Annotated in this window: 14 protein-coding genes; 2 read left to right on the top strand and 12 right to left on the bottom strand. The window is 71.8% G+C overall.

Annotated features, from left to right (window positions below):
* Positions 1–3: 3 nt before the first annotated feature.
* Positions 4–2226, top strand: a complete 2223-nt coding sequence (locus IEZ01_RS10335; RefSeq protein ID WP_189201257.1) for a serine/threonine-protein kinase — start codon at positions 4–6, stop codon at positions 2224–2226.
* Positions 2227–2277: 51 nt separating this feature from the next.
* Positions 2278–4377, top strand: a complete 2100-nt coding sequence (locus IEZ01_RS10330) for a serine/threonine-protein kinase (RefSeq protein ID WP_189201255.1) — start codon at positions 2278–2280, stop codon at positions 4375–4377.
* Positions 4378–4404: 27 nt separating this feature from the next.
* Here the strand turns inward: IEZ01_RS10330 and mycP are convergent, their stop codons facing one another.
* From mycP to IEZ01_RS10270, 12 genes are all read right to left on the bottom strand, one after another.
* Positions 4405–5640 (bottom strand): type VII secretion-associated serine protease mycosin, encoded by a 1236-nt coding sequence (mycP, locus tag IEZ01_RS10325; RefSeq protein WP_229832839.1) that lies wholly within the window; start codon positions 5638–5640, stop codon positions 4405–4407.
* A 14-nt stretch (positions 5641–5654) separates the two neighbouring features.
* A complete protein-coding gene (locus tag IEZ01_RS10320; protein ID WP_189201253.1) occupies positions 5655–7172 on the bottom strand; it encodes a DUF4398 domain-containing protein in 1518 nt (505 codons plus the stop codon).
* A gap of 105 nt (positions 7173–7277) precedes the next feature.
* Positions 7278–7790 carry a DUF2563 family protein gene (locus IEZ01_RS10315; protein ID WP_019886736.1) on the bottom strand — a complete coding sequence of 171 codons (513 nt, stop codon included), beginning with the start codon at positions 7788–7790 and terminating at the stop codon, positions 7278–7280.
* A gap of 139 nt (positions 7791–7929) precedes the next feature.
* Positions 7930–10242, bottom strand: a complete 2313-nt coding sequence (locus tag IEZ01_RS10310) for a xanthine dehydrogenase family protein molybdopterin-binding subunit (protein WP_189201251.1) — start codon at positions 10240–10242, stop codon at positions 7930–7932.
* Complete coding sequence (locus tag IEZ01_RS10305; protein WP_189201249.1) at positions 10239–11882, bottom strand: (2Fe-2S)-binding protein; 1644 nt, start codon at positions 11880–11882, stop codon at positions 10239–10241. Before IEZ01_RS10305 ends, IEZ01_RS10310 begins: the two co-directional genes overlap by 4 nt.
* Positions 11879–12769: an FAD binding domain-containing protein gene (locus IEZ01_RS10300; RefSeq protein ID WP_019886739.1), complete on the bottom strand. Its 891-nt coding sequence runs from the start codon at positions 12767–12769 to the stop codon at positions 11879–11881. Before IEZ01_RS10300 ends, IEZ01_RS10305 begins: the two co-directional genes overlap by 4 nt.
* Positions 12770–13077: 308 nt before the next feature.
* Positions 13078–14733 carry a beta-N-acetylhexosaminidase gene (locus IEZ01_RS10295; RefSeq protein WP_189201247.1) on the bottom strand — a complete coding sequence of 552 codons (1656 nt, stop codon included), beginning with the start codon at positions 14731–14733 and terminating at the stop codon, positions 13078–13080.
* Between the two features lie 4 nt (positions 14734–14737).
* A complete protein-coding gene (locus tag IEZ01_RS10290; protein WP_189201245.1) occupies positions 14738–15589 on the bottom strand; it encodes a carbohydrate ABC transporter permease in 852 nt (283 codons plus the stop codon).
* The gene (locus tag IEZ01_RS10285; protein ID WP_373287593.1) at positions 15586–16539 is read right to left on the bottom strand and encodes a carbohydrate ABC transporter permease; all 954 of its coding nucleotides are present in this window, start codon (positions 16537–16539) and stop codon (positions 15586–15588) included. Before IEZ01_RS10285 ends, IEZ01_RS10290 begins: the two co-directional genes overlap by 4 nt.
* 59 nt (positions 16540–16598) lie before the next feature.
* On the bottom strand, positions 16599–17903 hold the full coding sequence (locus IEZ01_RS10280) for an extracellular solute-binding protein (RefSeq protein ID WP_189201243.1): 1305 nt from the start codon (positions 17901–17903) through the stop codon (positions 16599–16601).
* Between the two features lie 231 nt (positions 17904–18134).
* Positions 18135–18422, bottom strand: coding sequence for a DUF3039 domain-containing protein (locus tag IEZ01_RS10275; RefSeq protein ID WP_024761666.1), 288 nt, complete (start codon positions 18420–18422; stop codon positions 18135–18137).
* Positions 18423–18452: 30 nt separating this feature from the next.
* Positions 18453–19013, bottom strand: a complete 561-nt coding sequence (locus IEZ01_RS10270; protein WP_189201241.1) for a YqgE/AlgH family protein — start codon at positions 19011–19013, stop codon at positions 18453–18455.
* Positions 19014–19107: the final 94 nt, after the last annotated feature.

Genomic DNA, 19107 nt, shown 5'->3' with positions numbered 1-19107 from the left:
GCCATGCTGTCCCCCCTCACCCACGACGACCCGGCCGGCTTCGGCACGTACCGCCTGATCGCCCGGCTGGGCAGCGGCGGCATGGGCACGGTCTACCTCGCCCGCGGCGCCACCAGCCGTACCGTCGCACTGAAGACCATGCACGCGCGGATCGCCACCGACCCCGCCTTCCGTACCCGCTTCCGGCTGGAGACCGACGCGGCCCGGATCATCGGCGGGCAGCACGGCGCCGCGGTCTTCGACGCGGACCCGCAGGCCGAAACCCCCTGGCTGGCGACGGAGTACGTCCTCGGCCCGCCGCTCGACGACGCGGTCGGGCTGTGCGGCCCGCTGCCCGAGGCGTCGGTACGGGCCCTGGGCGCCGCGCTCGCCGGCGCGCTGGCGCAGCTCCACTCCTCGGACGTGGTCCACCGGGACCTCAAGCCGTCGAACGTGATGGTGACGGCGTACGGCCCCAAGGTCATCGACTTCGGTATCGCCCGGGCGGCCGGGGACACCCATCTGACCCGTACGGGCGCGGCGGCGGGCACGCCCGCCTTCATGTCCCCTGAGCAGGCCACCGGCCAGGAGCACACCCCCGCCGGTGACGTCTTCGCCCTGGCCGGTGTGCTGGTCTTCGCGGCGACCGGCCACGGCCCGTTCGGCGGCGGGCAGGCGGCCGACCTGCTCTACCGCGTCCGCTACAGCGAGCCGGAGCTGTCGGACGTCCCGCCGTCCCTGGTGCCCGTCCTGGCCCGCTGCCTCGCCAAGGACCCCGCCCAGCGTCCCACCACGGCCCAGCTCGCGGCCGAACTCCACGACGGGCACGGTGACTTCGCCGACCATCTGCCCGACCCGCTGCTCGCGGAGATCGCCCGCAGGGCGACCGAGGTCTGGCAGTACCAGCCCTACCGCCTCCCGGCCCCGGCGGACTCCGCCCTGGCCCCGACGGCCCCGGACACCCCCGCCGTCTCCCGCCGCCGTCTCCTTGCGGTCGGCGGCGGATCGGCCCTCGGCGTCGCGGCGGTGGGCTTCGGAACCTGGACGTGGGCGGGGCGGGTACGCGGCAAGGAGCCAGCCGCCGGCCCCACCGCTTCCCCCTCCTCCTCCCCCACCGAGCCGGCGGAGCCGAAGCCCGAGTACACCTGGCAGATCGCGGTGGGCCAGCCGACCGGCATCGACCTCACCCCGGCCCTCGCGTCGGTGCCGTTCCCCCTCGGTGACCAGGTCGTCCTCGCCATCGGCAACGGCTTCGCCGGCGTCCACGCCGCCACCGGCGTGGCGCGCTGGACCACCGGCGAGGTGGAGCCGAACTGGCAGGTGACCTCCGACGGTACGGAGCTCTACCGGGTCGGTGAGATCAAGGAGTCCGTCGGCAACAAGGGCAAGCCCTGGCCGCTGCTGATCGAGTCGATCGACCTGTCCACCGGGCAGCCGAAGCGGCGGGTGCCGCTGATCGGCGAGTACAACGGCGTCGTCTACGAGATCCAGCTGATCTGCGCGAGCGGCGGCGTCATCTACGCCACCGCCCCGGGCAAGGAACGCGACAAGGAGATGTCCTACTTCGACCACGCCCAGTCGTGGTGGCTCACCGCCATCGACAGCCGCACGGGAAAGGTCCGCTGGAAGCAGTCCCTGCCGCGCCGCCCTGACAAGTCCGACCGGCTGCACTTCCTCGCGGGCCGGGTCGTCGGCGACCGGCTCGTCCTGCTCCAGGAGACCAACAAGGGCGAGGTCCGGGTCGTGGCCCGTAACACCCGTACAGGCGCCCCGATCTGGGACAAGCCGTTCGCCGGGATCAAGCCGGAGCAGGTCCGCGAGCGGCTGACCACCGACGAGCGGCACGTGTACCTGGGCTCGGGCACCCTGCGCGCGCTGCGCCTGAGCGACGGCGGCGAGGCCTGGAAGGTCCCGGGCCGGGTCGTCGGCCCGCCCGCCGTCAAGAACGGTGCGGTGTACGCGGTGCAGAAGGGCATCGGCATCGTCGCCGTCGACGCCGCGACCGGCAAGGTCCGCTGGCAGGAGAAGGGCACGCAGGGCGCCCGGACCGACCTCGTGGAACGCCCGGTCGTCGGCACGAACTACGTCTACGCGCGCGACCCCTCGGGCCTGCGCGCGGTCGACGTCGGCACGCACACGACCGCCAAGGTCTACGAGACCGCGGGCACCCGCTTCTGCGCCCACGAGAAGGCCGGACAGGTGATCTCGTACGGCAACCGCCTGCTCGCCGCGTTCCCCCTCCAGTAGCCCCCGTCCCACTCATCCGTCCCACGCACCCTTCAGAAGGCATCGACCCGTATGGATCCCCTCGGCACCGGCGACCCGCTCCGGCTCGGCCCGTACCGCCTCCTCGGCGTCCTGGGCGAAGGCGGCATGGGCAAGGTCTACTTCGCCCAGGACGGCGCCGGCCGCCCGGCCGCCGTGAAGGTGCTCCGTCCCGAGCTGGCCCACGACCGGCATCTCGCCCAGCGGTTCGTCCGCGAGGCGCAGATGGCCCAGGCCGTCACCAGCAAGGGCGTGGCGCGGGTGCTGGGCGCGCAGACCGAGGGCGGACGGCTCTGGATCGCCTGCGAGTTCCTGGCCGGCCCGACCCTGGACGAGGCGATACGGGCGTACGGTCCGATGGACGAGGCGAGCCTTCGCGTCCTCGCCTCCGCCCTGGCCCGTACGCTCCAGGACATCCACGTCGCCGGGCTGATCCACCGCGATCTGAAGCCCGCCAACATCGTGCTGACGTCGGCGGGGCCGCGGGTCATCGACTTCGGCATCGCCCGGCCCGAGCACGGCTTGACGCTCACCACCACCGGCCAGATCCCGGTGACCCCCGGCTACGGCGCCCCCGAGCAGGTCCTCGGCCAGCGCGTCGGACCTCCGTCGGACGTGTTCTCGCTCGGCGCGGTCCTCGTCTACGCGGCCGGTGGGCGCCGCGCCTTCGACGGGGCGCATGTGGCGGCCGTGCAGTACGAGGTCGTCCACGGCACCCCCGATCTGAGCCACGTCCCGCCCCACCTGCACCCGCTGATCGGGCCGTGCCTGGCCAAGGACGCCGCCGCCCGCCCGACCCCGGCCCTCATCGCCGAGGCGTTCGTCCCGCCGAAGGGCGCCGAACGCGCCTGGCGGCAGGGGCCCTTGGCCTCCGACATCAAGACCCGCGAGTCGACCGTACGGCAGATCACGGTCGTCCCGAAGAGTGGCGGTGTCTCCCGCCGCCGCCTGATCGGGGCCCTGGCGGCGGGCGGCGGTGTGCTGGCCGCCGGTGGCGGCGGGACGGCGTGGTGGCTGATGCGCGGCGGCGACACGGGCCCGGGCGGCACGGCGAAGCTGGGGCCGTTCGACATCCCCCCGGCGGTCACGACCCCCGAGGCCCGCATCCTCGACCCGAACAAGGGCGAGGTCGCTCTCGGCATCGACGCCCCCGAGCTCATTCCGCTGTGGCAGGTCGACGGGGTCGCCGACGATTCGCCACCACCGAAGCCGATCCGCGACGTCATCGTCGTCGGCAGGCGCGGCGGCGGGCTCGCCGCGCTGAGCGTCGTGGACGGCAAGGAACGCTGGAAGGCCACCGGCGTGGACGCCACCGGCCGCTACCTCTCCCTCGACGACCAGCTGGTCGCAGCCGTCGGGAAGAACGGCGCGCTGCTGACCTTCGTGGCCTCCACCGGCGAACCCAAGTGGACCGCTCCGGACGCCGAGGCCAGGTCCGTCCTGGCCGCCGACGACGAGGCCGTCTATGTCGTCACCAAGGCCGGCAAGCTGCGTTCGATCTCCCGCGAGGACGCCAAGATCCGCTGGACCGTCTCCAGCCCGGTCCGCCTGGACACGGACATCCGCCCCCGGGGCGCCGCCTCACTCGGCCGACTGGTCCTGTGCGCCGAGAGCGGCACGATCCTCGCCGTCGACACCCGCGACGGCCGCAAGGCCTGGACGTTCGAGTCGGGGGCGAAGGTCCTCTTCGCACCGGTCATCAACGGCGACCGGGTCTTCTTCGGCGGCAAGAACCTCACCTCACGGCAGCTCGCCGACGGCAAGGAGATCTGGACCACCAAGCCCAGCAAGGACGCCTGGGACAGGCCGGAGGCCTGGTCGGTCCCGAACGTGGTGGACGGAGCCGTCTACGCGATGTGCGGCGTCTTCGTCCAGCGCGTACGGCGCACGGACGGCGCCCTGCTGTGGCAGTCCGGATCGGCCATCGGCGACCCCAAGAGCCCGGTGCTGCTCCAGGGCACGCACGCGTGGATCCTGGACGTCCTACCGGAGGTCATCATGGTGTCGCTGGAGGGCGGCAGGTCGATGCTGACCTACCGCCCCAAGGGCGACGTCACGGGCTTCAACGCCGACGGCAACCGCGTCTTCGTGATGACGAAGGGCGGCGGGCTGACGGCGCTCCCGGTGGTGTGAGGGGCGGCGCTGGGGCCGGTGCCTGGCTCAGGCGCTTCGCCGCCCCCGCACGAGCGGCACGGCCACGGCGGCTCCGATAAGCACGACCGCGGCGACACCGAGCCCGATCCAGAGGCCGGTCTTGCCGCCGCTTTCCTGTGAATCGGCGACGGGCGTGGAGGAAGCCTTGTCGGTGCCGGTTCCTGTGGATGCCGGGGACGAGGCCTGCGGGGAAGGCGACTTGGCCTCGGCCGCGGCGAGGTCCGGCAGCGGGTAGACGTCGGCAGGGCCGGGGTCTCCGGGCGACTTCAGCGCCCGGAGGGGGCGCAGGGCGCCGTACCCGATGAAGTCACTGCGCTTCTCACCGGTGGTGGACCCACTGACGGTGTTGAGCATGACCTTGAGGACCTGGTTGTTGGTCCAGTCGGGGTGCTTGGACCAGATGAGCGCGGCGGTGGCGGAGGCGAGGGCGGTGGCGTCGCTGGTGCCGCCGGTTTCGCACAGGCCGGTCTTGCCGCCGCAGGCGTGGACCATCTTGTCGCCGGGGGCGACGACGTCGACCTGGGGTCCCGTCTGGGACATTTTGATCTTTTTCAGGTTCTTGTCGATCGCACCCACGCCTACGACACCGGGGGTGGCGGCGGGGTATTCGCGCCCGTTGCCGAGATGACCCGAGTTACCCACAGCGGCAAAAACCAAAGAGTTCTTGTCCAAGGCGTACTGCACAGCATCGGTGAGCTGTGGCGAGCCTTCCTTGGCTCCCATGGAGATGTTGATGACCTTGGCGCCTGCGTCGGCGGCGAAACGGATGGCGACGGAGGCCTTCTTGTTGAAGCGAAGGTCGCCGTCCTTCTGGCTACCGGTCTTACCCGACCGCGGCATGCGGATTGGAAGGATCTTCGCTCCCGGGGCAAGGCCGAACGCGCCGTCTCCCCCGCCGCTCTTCCCTGTGCCTGCGATGAGCCCGGCCATCCCCGTTCCATGACTGGAGTAATCGGTCTGCTCGTCGCCCGGCTCATTGGGCTCGAGGTTCTTCCCCTTGAGCACCCGCCCGGCCAGGTCGGGGTTGTTCTTGTCGACGCCGCTGTCGATGACGGCGACCGTCACTCCCTCACCCGTGCTCAGCTTCCAGATCTTCTCCGCACCCATGGCGTCGAGGTGCCACTGCTTGGAGCGGATCGTCTCGGCGTGCGCCGGCACGGATGCGATGCCCACCAGCAGCATCCCCAGAGCGGTCGAGACAACGGCCCGACCACGAACCGAACGAGTACTGCTGGTACGCATCTACTTCCTCTCAATCAGTCGATGACCGGCGGCGCGACACGACGGTTGCCCTGCTGCCAGGTCTCTTCGTCCTCGACCAGGTAGTCCGGCCGCTCGCCGCGGTTCTCCTCGCGCTGCGAGCCGGTCCCCTGGGTGTGCGGGGCGCCGCCGCGGCCCATGGCCTGACCAGCGGTACGAGCCGCGTCGCCCGCTGCCGCTCCCCGTACGAGCCCCGTGCCGCCCGGCGTGAACGGACGCGCGCTCGTCGCGCCGGGCTGCTGCGCCCGGCCACCGACGATGCCTCCGGTCTCGCCGGCCAGGCGCCGTCCGCCGATGATGCCGTTCTGCCCGCCGACCGGGTGCGGACCCGTACCGCCGGCCTGACCTGTGGGCCCACGCCCCGTCATGTGTTCCTGCCCGATCACCGGGGTGCGAGGAAGGCCCGTTGCCGGCCGTCCCTGCGTGGTGGGCAGGACCGGCTTTCCGCCCGTGATGCCTTCACGAGTCGTCGGCAGCTTCCCGAGCGGGCCGGTCTGGTGGGGACCGGGCATGTGCCTGCCCGGCGGTGGGGTCGTTGGGACGCGCTGACCACCGTTCGGGCCGGTCGGGGGCAGGCCGTTGGTACGCGGCGGCACACCCGGAACGATCGGGGTAGGCATCGGGCCGATCTCGGGCTTACCGAGGGGCGGCTGTACAACCGGCGGCGTTGTCTGCGGCGGAGTCGCGGTGGGAGGCGGAAGCGTCTGCACGCTGTCGATGTTGAGGTCGACAGGCGGCTCCGGCCGGGCCGTGTTGCCGGGCCGAGTCCCGTTCCTCTCGTCGCCCGGCGGAATCGGAGTGAAATCGTCGTTAGGACGAGTCACAGGAGGACGAGTCGTTCCAGTCGCCCCGGAATCGCCTACGCCGCCGCCCCCGTAGGCCGCGGAGCGGGACATGTCCTGGCCGTATCCGCCACGCTCCTCCTCGGAGTGCGGCACAAACGCCGTCGGCGGCGGCTGGAACGTCGGTACCTCCAGCTTCCCCATCTCCGTGCTGGACTGCGAGTACGTCTGCGACAGCTTCCGCATCTCGGCCGCCGCCGCCAGCCGGTTCTCCTCCTCCTTCTTCGCCAGGGAGGCCTCCGCGTTGTCCTTCACGGTCCTCGCGTCAGGGTCGTTCTTGGCCGACTTCGCCGCGTCCAAGTTCTCCTGGGCCTGCTTGTGCGAGGTGTACCGCGGGATAGCGCTCTGGGCCAGGGCGATCGCGTCCGACGCGTCGCTCATCCACTTCGCCGCGTCCTCGCTGTAGTACGCGAGGCGCCACGTGGCGCTCGCCAGGCTCGAGCCCCAGTCCTTGAACTCCTGGAAGGCCTCGCCCTTCCACTCCACCCGTTCCGGGCGGAACTGGAGCTGCTGGGCGATCTCCTTGATCTCGCCCGCCGCCAGGGTCAGCTTGTCGGACGCCGCCTTGACGTAGAAGCTGCTGGCCTGGTCGAGCCACTCCAGCATCTGCTGATGCGACATCGACTCGAACGAGGTCGAGCCCCCACCGCCGCCGTCATGTTTTTCAGCCATCTGTCTGCCTCGTCAATCCCCGTAGTGCGCGAAGTCGTACGCGAAGTAGGAAGTTTGGAACAGGAAGTCGGAATACATGGAACGCGTTTCGCGTCCCTCGCAGCCCTACTCGTCCAGTCCGCCGTTGCCGCCCGCCGTGTCGCCGCCCTGGGGCGGTGTGGCCGGCTGGCCCTGCTTCTCGGCTTCCTTTTCGGCCTTCTCCCGGGCGACCGGGTCGCGCTTGGGGTCGTAGTGCTTCTCCGTACGCGCGTTGATGGCCATCATCCGGCGACGAATGTCGTCGTCCAGGTTCTCGAAGCCGTCCTTGGACGCGACAACCGCGATGCCCATGCCCTCCATGCAGTCCGCCAGCAGCTGCGACAGCTTCTCCAGCTGCGTGATGACGTTGCCGTACGCGGTGAAGAGCCCGGACGCCTCGGCCCAGGCGCCCCCGCCGCCGCCGAACTGGGTGCGCTCGACGCGGTCGGTGCCCACCTTGTCGGGGCTGGCCGGTGATTCCCTCAGCCCCTGCAGCAGGCGGTCGATCCGGCCCTTGAAGTCCTTCATGGACTCCGGGTCGTACAGCGCCGACGCCAGCGCCGGATTGACCGCGCGCAGCGAACGCTCGCTGCCCGACATCGCTTCTGAACCGCTACTGCCCGCCATGACCCCCGACGCCTCCCCGTTTCACACAAAGCTTCGGAGATCACTGTAGTCAGCAGCGGTGACACCGCGCATCTCCGGATTGCAGAAGCAACGCGGATCACACGGTGACCAGTTACGTGGCGTTCGGCGCCGCCACGGCCGCCTGCGGCCGGATCGGGAGGCGGTTGACCGGCCTGCCTGTGGCCGCGCGGACCGCCGAGGCGACCGCGGCCGGGGATGTGACGACCGGGACCGCGCTCGCCGCCTTCGCGCCGAAGGGGGCCACGACGTCCCGTTCCTCAAGGAGTTTGACGATGCGAATGTCCGGGGCGTCCAGGGATGTCGGGAGTGCGTAGCCGGTGAAGTCCGGGTGACGGATCATGCCGCGGGCGGTGCGGAGGTTCTCCGTGAGGGCCGCGCCGACGCCCTGGGTGACGCCCGCCTCGATACGGGTGGCGAGCTGGGCCGGGTTGAGGATGCGGCCCACGTCCTGGGCGACGGCCATCTCGACGACCCGGACCGAGCCGAGTTCGATGTCGACGTCCACGACCGCGCGGATGGCGCAGAAGGCGAGGCCGACGAAGGCGTCGCCCTGGCCCGCGTCGTCCAGGGGTTCGGTGGGGTGGGGGCGGCACTGGGCGGTGGCCCAGAGTTCCTTGCCGTCCATGGCCTCCGTGACCGTCGTGGACAGCACCCCGTCGTACGAGGTGATCTTGCCGTCGGTGATCTGGAGCAGTTCGGTGGACATGCCGAACTTGTGGGCCAGCGGCTGCAGCAGCTGCGTACGGACCATCTTGGCGGCCCGTTCGACGGCGCCGCCGGAGACCCAGGTGTGGCGGCCGTGCGTCGCGGGGCCGGCCGGGGGCTGGTCGGTGTCGACGGAGGCCACGTGCACCTCGTCGATGCCGAGCGTCTCCTGCACGATCTGGCGGGCCAGTGTGGCGAAGCCCTGGCCCGTGTCGACGGCCGCGCAGATGACGGTCGCGACGCCGTCCTGGACCTTGACCGTGGCCGTGGAGACCTCGTCGGTGCCTTCGGCGCCGAGCATGTGGACCATGCCGAGGGCGTAGCCGACGCCTCGGCGTACGGCGCCCGGCTCGCCCGCGCCCTCGGGGCCGCCGGGCAGCAGCCAGTCGTCCTCCGGGGCGTCCTTGGGGAGCGAGGGGAGGGGGAAGTCCCGTACGGCCGTGAGTAGTTCGGCGACCGGTGCGGGGCAGGTCACGGTCTGACCGGTGGGGAGGAGGTCACCGGTGGCGAGGACGTTGCGCATGCGGATGTCGGTCGGCTCCAGGCCGAGCTTGGCCGCCAGCTTGTCCATCTGGGTCTCGTAGGCGGCGCAGACCTGCATCGCGCCTTCGCCGCGCACATGCCCGGAGGGCGGGTTGTTCGTCCGGACCGCCCAGCCTTCGACGAAGGCGTGCGGGACGACGTACGGGCCGCAGGCGAAGGCGACCGCGGCGGCGAGGGACTCCGAGGAGGCGTCGGCGTAGGCGCCCGCGTCGAGGAGGATCTGCGCCTCCACCTTCACCAGCCGGCCTTCGGCGTCCGCGTGGTGGCGGTAGCGCAGCAGGGTGGGGTGGCGGTGGGCGTGGCCGAGGAAGGACTCCTCGCGGGTGGCGGCCAGTTTGACCGGGCAGCCGGTGCGCAGGGCGAGCAGGCCGAGCGGGATCTGGAAGCCGGGGTCGTCGCGGTCGCCGGTGGCGCCGGGGACGCCGGTGACGACGACCTTGACCTGTTCGGGGGCGAGGCCGAAGCAGGCGGCGGCGAGGTCGCGGTCGGTGTGCGGGTCGGTGGAGGCGGTGTAGATCTCCACCCCGCCGTCGGGGCGGGGCACGGCGAGGCCGGCCTCGGCGCCGATGGGGGCGGGGTCCTGGCGGCCGATGCGGTACAGGCCCTCGACGACGACGTCACCGGTGGCGTCGGGGTCGCCGTAGCGCAGCGGGATGTGGCGGATCAGGTTGCCGTCGGGGTGCAGCGGCTCGGCGGCGAACGCCTTCTCCGGGTCGGTGACCGGGTCGAGTACTTCGTACTCGACGGCGATCGCGGCCGCGGCGAGCCGGGCGGTGTCGGGGTGGTCGGCGGCGACGGCGGCGATGGCCTCGCCGTGGTGGCGTACGAGATCGGTGGCGAAGACGGGCCGGTCGGCGACGGTACGGCCGTAGGCCGGGTCCCCGGGGACGTCGGCGTGCATCACCACGGCCCGTACCCCGGGCATTTCGGTGGCGGCCGTGGTGTCGACCGAGACGATCCGGGCGTGCGGGTGCGGCGAGCGCAGGATCGCGGCCCAGAGCAGGCCTTCGGCCCACAGGTCGGAGGCGTACGGAAACGTGCCCTCGGTCTTGGCACGCGCGTCGGCCGCCGGCAGGGACGCGCCGAGGCCGTGGGCCGACGGCTCCTGCTGGGGTCCGTCGACCGCCATGGTGGCGGTGGCCGCGTCGTTGCTCACGCCATGCCTCCGTCGTGCGGGTGGGGAACCTGATGCGGGATGCGGGGCTGGTCCGGGGTCTGGGCCGAAGCGGCCGCGGCGGACGCCTCGCGCCCGGCGACCACTTCCCGTACGGCGTCGAGGACGCCCCGGTAGCCCGAGCAGCGGCAGAGATTGCCGCAGAGGGCCTGGCGGGTCTCCAGCTCGCTGGGGGCGTGGTTGCCCTCCAGGAGGTCGTGGACGGTCATCGCCATGCCGGGGATGCAGAAGCCGCACTGGACGGCGCCGCACTTGGCGAGGGCGCGCTGGACGTCGGAGGGTTCGCCGTCGACGGCGAGGCCTTCGACGGTACGGACCTCGCTGCCGGCCGCCGTGGCCGCGGGGACCAGGCAGGAGGCGACGAGCCGGCCGTCGACCTGGACGTTGCAGGCGCCGCATTCGCCCTGGGAGCAGCCGTCCTTGGCGCCGGCGAGGCCGAGGCGCTCGCGCAGGACGTAGAGCAGGGATTCGCCGATCCAGGAGTCGGTGACGGGCCGGTCGGTGCCGTTGACGCGCAGGACGTAGGAGGTGTGGGGGTGCTCGTCGCTGTCGCTGCTGTGGGTGGGCGTGGCGGGCGCGGGCGGTGGGGCGGCCGGCTCCTCGTGAGCCTCCGGTGCCGCGGGGGTCTCGGGAGCCGAGGGGGTCTCCTGCGGCGCCTGAACCTGCGCGGCCCCCAGGGCTTCCAGAGCCTCCGGGGCGTCGGCGGCTTCCGCAGCTTCAGCGGCGAGGGCCACGGGCTCCTCGGGCAGCGCGGGCTCGACCGTCTCCGCCGACGTGGGCTCCTGCGGGGCCTGTTCGGCCGTCTCCGTCGCCCAGGGCGCGGGGGCGCCGCCCGGGAGCGTCGGCGGGCCGTGCACCTCGGGCGCGGCCGGTGCGCCGGGCTCGACGGGCGCGGCTTCGGACTCGGCCTCCTGGGCGGCGGCGAGCGCGGCAGCCTCCGCCTCCGCGGCCTCGGCAGCCTCCGCCTCGGCGAGCTCGGCCGCCCAGGGCGCGGGGGCGCCGCCGGGCAGGGTGGCGGGCGGGGTGCCTCCGCCCCACTGGGACAGAAGCGCCGATGTCGTGAACTCGCCCGACTCGTCCGGAAGATCCCCCTGGGCCACCGGAATCGTCCACTGACCGGTGAGCTCCGAGGGAGCCGCGGGCGGTGCGGGGGCCGTGGGGGCGTCCAGCGCCTCCGTGAAGCTCCACTGGGCCGTCGCGTGCGGGTCGGGCTCGATCGCCTGCGAGGCGGGCTCCTGGGCGGCTTCCTGGGCCGCCCCGGCCGCCGCGCCCGGCTCGGGCCACACGACCTGCTCGCCGGACGGGTCGCCGGGCTGCCGCACGGCCCAGCTGCCGGTGGCGGCGGGATCCGTCGCGGCGGCCGGGGTCAGCGGGGTGATCATCGGCGGGTTGAAGTGCGGGGGCACGTAGCCGTGTCCGGGGGCGGCCAGCGGGGCCGCGTCCAGGCCGAAGTCCGGCGGGAGCTGGACGAAGGCGGTGGCGTCGCTCTCGTACTCCCCGCTCTGCGGGGTGGGGGTCCAGGCGCCGTACTGCTGCCCAGGGTCCGGGGCCTCACCATGGCCGGCGTGCCCGGCATGGTGGTCGTTGTGCTCGGTGTGGTCGATGTGGTCGTCGGTGCTCACGACAGCGCCCTCCCCAGTGCTCGTCGGGCCAGCGCGGCGACCGTGCGCCGCAGGTGCAGGACGGCGGGCGGCAGCGCCGGCGGCTCCTGACCGTCGGCGGCCACCGGGTCCGGGATGCAGGCGGCGGCGACGTACTCGCCGAACGCCGTCAGCGCCTCCGCCGCGAGCCCCCGCTCGCCGTCCCAGTCGATCAGTGAGGCGATCCAGCGCTCCGCCTCCAGCGGGCGCAGCGGCATCGGCGCTATGGCGCCGACCGCGCAGCGCACCCCGCGGCGGGCCGGGTCGAGGACGACGGCGACCGAGGCGGTGGCGCGGCCGGGGCCGGTGCGGCCGGTCGCCTTCAGGAAGACCTGCGGGGCGTGCAGCAGCGGCACGCGCACGAAGCCGATGAGTTCGCCGGGCCCGAGGATCTCGCGGCCGGCCAGCAGGTGCGAGACCGGGATCTCGCGGGTGCCGGTGGGGCCGGAGATCAGCAGCTCCGCCTCAAGGGCGGCGAGCACGGGCAGGGTGTCGCCGGTCGGGGAGGCGGTGACGATGTTGCCGCCGAGGGTGCCGGCGTTACGGATCTGCGGCGGGCCGGCGGCCCGCGCGGAGGCGGCGAGCGCGGGGATCAGGGCGGCGAAGTCGGGGCGGCCCATCCGGGCGTGGGTGAGTCCGGCGCCGAGGAGGGCGTTGCCGTCCTGGTACTGCCAGCCCCGGGTCTCGTTGATCCGGCCCAGGCCGACGAGTCCGGCCGGACGCAGCTGACCCTTGTTGACGGCGGCCATCAGATCGGTGCCGCCCGCGACGGGCACGGCGGCGGGCATGGCGCTGAGCGCCGCCACGGCCTCGTCGAGCGAGGCAGGCAGCATCACGGACTGCGCCGCCTGCGGTGCGTGCGTGGTCAACCCAGCTGCCCCTTCCCGGTGTCCTGTGTGGCCGTACCGTACGTGCTCACAGCCCGGACGTGGCAACTCTGGCACATCTTCGGAGCCGTGCGACGCGAGGGTCCGCGAAGCGCACTTCCGCACCGGACGTCCGCTGACCTGGCAGATGACCCGTTTTGCCACGGCATCGGCGGCAGATGCGTATTGCCACTCTTCGGCGAACCTTGTACGACTTATGACCGGCAGGGCCCAACGGCCGCGGGGACCGGACCTGACGGGCGTCCACCGTCCCAGGCGGCCGGGTCAGCAGCACCCTCCGGGGGCCGGGCTCACACGTTTGGGGGCGCACCTTCGATCGGGCGTCCGATCACCCCCGGGCGCCGCTGCCACGGCAACGGGCCGCCGGGCGGCCGGTAGTCGACGCCGAGGGCGTCAAGCCGCCTGTAGTGGGCGGTCATTCGCCGCTCGAAATCCGTGAAGTCGCGCGCGTGCGGGGCGGGCAGCTCGGACCAGGCGACCTCGGCGAGCGCGGCGAGACGGGGGAAGACCTGGTAGTCGACGCGGGAGCGGTTCTCCATGACCTCCGTCCAGACGTTGGCCTGGGTCCCCAGGACGTGGGCGGCGGCCTCGGCCGACAGCCGTGGCGGTACGGGGTCGAAGCGGTAGACGTCCTTCAGGGTGCGGACGTAACCGATCGGCACCGGCTCGTCGTCGCCCGGCGCCTGACGGTGGTCCAGGTAGACCTGTTGCTCCGGGCACATGACGACGTCGTGCCCGGCCTCGGCGGCGGCGATGCCGCCCGCGTAACCGCGCCAGGAGGACACAGCGGCGCCCGGCGCGAGTCCGCCCTCCAGGATCTCGTCCCAGCCGATGAGGCGGCGGCCACGGGCGGCGAGCCAGCGGTCGAAGTGGCGGACGAACCACGACTGGAGCCCGTACTCGTCGCCGACGCCGAGCTCCGCGATCCGGGCCTGGGCGGTGGGCGAGGCCTTCCACTGGTCCTTGGGGCACTCGTCGCCGCCCACATGGATGAACGTCGAGGGGAAGAGCTCCAGGACCTCCTCGAAGACGCCCTCGTAGAAGCGGAGGGTGTTGTCAGTGGGGGCGAGTACGTTCGGGTTGATGCCCCAGGTGTCCCAGACGGAGAGGGTGGTGGTGTCGATGACGTCGGTGTTGCCCAGTTCCGGGTACGCGGCGATGGCGGCCTGCGAGTGTCCGGGGATGTCGATCTCGGGGACGACGGTGATATGCCGCTCGGCGGCGTACGCGACGATCTCGCGGATGTCGTCCTGGGTGTAGTGGCCGCCGTGCGGGACGTCCGTCCACAGCGGTGAGGCACGGTGCCCCCATTTCGTACGGGCACGCCAGGCGCCGACCTCGGTGAGGCGGGGGTGGCGTCTGATCTCGATGCGCCAGCCCTGGTCGTCGGTGAGGTGGAAGTGGAAGACGTTGAGCTTGTGCACGGCGAGCAGGTCGAGGTAGCGCAGCACGTCGTCCTTGGGGAGGAAGTGCCGTGAGACGTCGAGCATGAGGCCGCGCCAGCGGAAGCGGGGACCGTCGGTGACGGTGACTTGGGGCAGGTCCCAGCGAGGGCCCGGTGCGACGGGCGCCTTGCGGTACGCGTCGGGGCCGAGGAGCTGCCGCAGGGTCTGGGCGCCCCAGAACACCCCGGCGGGACCGCCGCCTTCGATGACGACGGCCGCGTCCGGGTCTTCGGTGGAGAGGCGGTAGTCCTCGGGCCCGTACCCCCGCTCCGTCCCCGCCTGCGTCCGCTCCCTGATCCGCAGCCGGATCGCGTGCGGGCCGGGGCCGTCGGCCAGTGGCAGTCCGGTCGCGGCGCCGAGCGCGGACCGCAGCCAGCGGGCGGTGGACTCCGTGCCGGGCCCCGCGTCCAGCGTGGCGCGGTCGTCGAGCGAGACGTACCCGGGGGCGCTCCCCCGGTGCTCGACCGCCAGGGGCAGGGGAAGCAGATCCGTATCGGTCATCGCGTCAGTCCTTGACCGCGCCGCCGAGGCCCGAGACCAGACGGCGCTGTACGAGTACGAAGAAGACGAGCACCGGAATCGTCATGACGGTCGAGGCGGCCATGATGCCTCCCCAGTCGTTCTCGTCCGGCTTGAAGAACACCAGCAGCGCCATGGGCAGAGTCGACTGGGAGGTGTCGCTGATGATGAACGACTTCGCGAACAGGAAGTCGTTCCAGGTCGAGATGAAAGAGAAGACACTCGTCGCCACGAGCCCCGGGAAGACCAGCGGAAAGAGGATCTGCCACAGGAACCTGGACCGGCTCGCGCCGTCGAGGGCGGCGGCCTCCTCCAGGGCCTCGGGGACCGCCTTCACGAAGCCGCGCAGCATCCAGATCGCGAACGGCAGGGAGAAGGCGATGTGCGGCAGGATCAGCGCGCCCAGCGTGTTCAGCTGCCCGAAGTCCCGCATGAGGAAGAACAGCGGGATGGTCAGCGCCTCGATCGGCACCATCTGGGCGACGAGAAACATGATCAGCAGAGTCGTGCGGAACCGGAAACGGAAGCGGGTCACGGCCGTCGCGGCGAGGAAGGCGATCAGCGCGGACGCGACCACGACCGCGCCCGCGACGAGAGCCGAGTTGAGGAAGTACCGCCCGAAGTCCTGCTGCTCGAAGACCCGGCGGAAGGAGTCCAGGGACGGGGACCCCGTCCACGGCCTGGCCTCCGTCGACTGGATCTCACCGGCGGGTTTGAACGCCGAGAGGACCATCCAGTACAGCGGGAAGGCGACCACGGCGGCGACCAGCAGCGCGGCCGCCTCGGCGAGGAGCCGCCCCGGCTTGCGGATACGGACGGGGACACGGAGCGGGCTCACAGTTCTTCTCCCTGGCGGCGCAGCAGGCGGAGGTAGACCAGCGTCACGGCCAGCAGGATCAGCAGCATGACGACGCCGATCGCGGAGCCCAGGCTGTACTGGGAGGAGGCGAAGGCCTTCTGGTAGGCGTAGACGTTGAGGACGAGGTTCTGGCCGGCGATGCCGCCGCCGTTCGTCATCACATAGATCTGGGTGAAGACCTTGAAGTCCCAGATGATCGACTGGATCGTGACGACGACCAGGATGGGCCGGAGCATCGGCGCCATGACGGAGCGCCAGGTCCGCCACTGGGAGGCGCCGTCCAGCGCCGCCGCCTCCAGAACCTCGGACGGGATGGCCTTGATGCCCGCGTACACGGTCACCATCACGAACGGGAAGGAACACCACACCACTTCGAAGAGGACGAGCGCGAAGGCGCTGTAGCGCCCGTACGTCCAGGAGAAGTCGCCCAGGCCGAGCAGTCGGTTGACCGGCCCGTAGTCCGGGTCGAAGAGGAAGACCCAGACCGTGGAGCCGGTGACGGCGGGGGTCGCCCAGGCGCCGAGCGCCGCCAGCATCAGCGCGAGCCGGGGCACCGCGCGGATCCGGGTGAGCAGCACGGCCAGCGCGCAGCCCACGGCGAGCGTGGCGAGGACGCAGGCGGCGGCGAACAGCACGGTGGCGAGCAGGACCTGCCAGAACTGGCTGTCGGAGAAGAGGGCGGAGTAGTTGCCGAGCCCCTGGAAGGAGGTCGGTTCCCCGCCGCTGACCTGGGCCTGGGTGTACTCCAGGAAGGAGATCAGGCCGAGCTGGTAGATGGGGTAGACGAGCAGCCCGCCGAGCACCACGAGCGCGGGCAGGAGATAGAGCCACGGCGTCCATCCGGGGTGTCCCCGCCGCACGCCGGCCGGGACGGCGCCCACGCGCGCCTCGGTGCCTTTACGAGGCAGATGGGCGGCCCGGGTCGTCATCCTGCCGGCCTTCGTACGGTCGGTCTTCCGGTCGGTCTTCGTACCGTCCGTCATCGCGCTCAGCCCGCGGCCGCGAACGCCGCGTCCATCTTCCTCGCCGCGTCGTCCGTCGCCGCCGCCACGTCCTTACGGCCGCTGACAATCTCCTGGAGCATCGTCGGCAGCACGGCCGAGGCGTCGATCTGGCCCCAGGCGGGCGACGCCGGGACGAACTTGGCCCCCGCGCCGAGCGAGTCGACGAAGGGCTTCACGAAAGGCTCTTTCTTCGCCACGTCGGCCCGTACGTCCGTGTACGTCGGCAGGAAGCCCATCGCGTCGAAGAGCTTGGCCTGGGTCTCCTTGCCCGCCAGGGACTTCATCAGATCCACCGCGAGGGTGCGGTGACCGGTGCTCTTCAGCACGCCGAGGTTGTTGCCGCCCGCGAAGGCCGGCGCGATCGACCCCGCCGCGACGCCCGGCAGCGGCACCACCGCGTACTTCCCCTTCACCACACCCGCCTCCACCGCCGCATGGCTGAAGTCGCCGCCTATCGCCATGGCGGCCTTGCCCTGGGCGAAGGCCGTGACGGTCGCGTTGCCGCCCATCGAGGCGCACTTGGCGGCCGGACAGTTGTCGTCACCGAAGAGCGAGGTGTAGGCGGAGACGCCCTTGCGGGCCGCCTCGCTGTTGACCGCCGCCTTGTACGTACCGCCGCTCCCGGTGGCGAGTTCGCCGCCGTGCGCCCAGATGAACGGCATCGCGCCGTAGGTGTACGTGCCGCCGACCGCCAGCCCGTACAGCTCCGGCTTCGCCTTGCGGATCTTCTTCGCCGTGTCGATCAGCTCGGCCTGCGACTTGGGCGCGGTGAGACCAACCTCCTTGAGGACGTCGGTGCGGTAGTAGAGGGCCCGTACGCCGACGAACAGCGGGGCGCCATAGACCTTTCCGTCCACGGTGACCGAGGCGCGGGCGGTCGGGTCGGTGTCCCTGGCGTCCGCCCATGACCCGAAGTCGGCGCTGACGTCGGCGAGTCCGCCGTCCTTCACGTAGCCGGCCGTGTCGGTGTTGCCGTACTCGATCAGGTCGGGGGCGCTCTTGGGGTCGTTGAAGGCTGCCTTGATGCGCTGGGCGCGGGTGTCGACGGGGATGTACTCGACCTCGGCCTTCGCCCCCTTGTGCCGCTTCTCGAACGCCGCCACGGCCGCGTCGACGACCTGCTCCTTGGGCTTGTTGTTGACCTCCTGGAAGAGCCAGACGCGCAGGGTGCCGCTCTTCTCGTCCTGGGTGGCGGAGCCGCCGGAGGTTGCCGGGGCGCAGGCGGTGGCGGTGAGGCCGGCCAGCACAAGTGCCGTGACCGGGGCGGCGATTCGGGCGGACAGCTTCATTTCGGGGCTCCCCCCATCGGCGTTGCAGCATGCGCAACGAACGTTTCGTGCTGCACAACACGCGTGAGGTTAGGGCCGCCCAAACAAGCGGACAAGTGGTCTCAACCACTCTGTGACCAGCGAACGCACAGGATGCAACGCGTCAGGATGGCGGCACGCCTGTGAACGGCAAACGGCCCCCGGAGCGCGCACCTGCACGCTCCGGGGGCCGCCCCGACGGAAGGACCGCTGTTACTTGTCCTTGCCGCCCTTGTCCTTGTCGCCACCACCGGCGCCCATGGACTCGTAGATCTCCTTGCACATCGGGCAGACCGGGTACTTCTTGGGGTCACGCCCCGGGACCCAGACCTTCCCGCACAGTGCCACCACGGGAGTGCCGTCGAGGGCACTCGCCATGATCTTGTCCTTCTGGACGTAATGGGCGTAGCGCTCGTGGTCGCCGTCGCCATGGGACACCTGCGGCGTCGGCTCTACGAGGGTCCCCGTACCTGCCCCGCGCTCGGGCTCAAGAGTGCTCATGGATCCCAAGGGTACTGAAGGGCCGCGGGATCAGTTGAGCGACGGGTCGTCCGGGTAGGTGGCGACCATGGCGAGCTCGCTGCGCTGGCGGCGCAGGACCGCGCGCCAGAGGGATTCGGGGTGGGGGGAGGAGACGTCGCCGGGCTCCGACTCGACGACGTACCAGGCTCCGCCCGTGAGCTCCTCCTCCAGCTGGCCGGGGCCCCAGCCCGCGTAGCCGGCGAAGATCCGCAGGGAGCCGAGGGCGGCGGCGAGCAGTTCCGGCGGGGTCTCCAGGTCCACCAGGCCGATCGCGCCGTACACCCGGCGCCAGCCGAGGGGGCCCTCGTCGCCCGGGATCACGGCGAGGCCGAGGGCGGCGTCGAGGGAGACGGGGCCACCCTGGAAGACCACGCCCGGATCGCCGGCCAGCGGCGACCACTGTTCGAGGATGTCCCCGACGGTGACCGGGGTGGGCCGGTTGAGGACCACGCCGAGGGAGCCCTCGTCGTCGTGGTCGAGGAGCAGCACCACCGCGCGGTCGAAGTTCGGATCCGCCAGCGTGGGCGTGGCGACGAGCAGCCGTCCTGTGAGCGAGGACACCTCGGTCATGCGAGACATGATCCCCCATCTTCGGCCTTCGCGGGGGGTGTGCGGGACAGTCCGCGGCGGACGGCCGGCGATGTGCGCCCCGTACGCCTCCCGC

Source organism: Streptomyces purpureus, assembly GCF_014648195.1.
GTDB classification, from domain to species: Bacteria; Actinomycetota; Actinomycetes; order Streptomycetales; family Streptomycetaceae; genus Streptomyces; species Streptomyces purpureus.
This window is presented reverse-complemented; position numbering and strand designations above follow the sequence as displayed.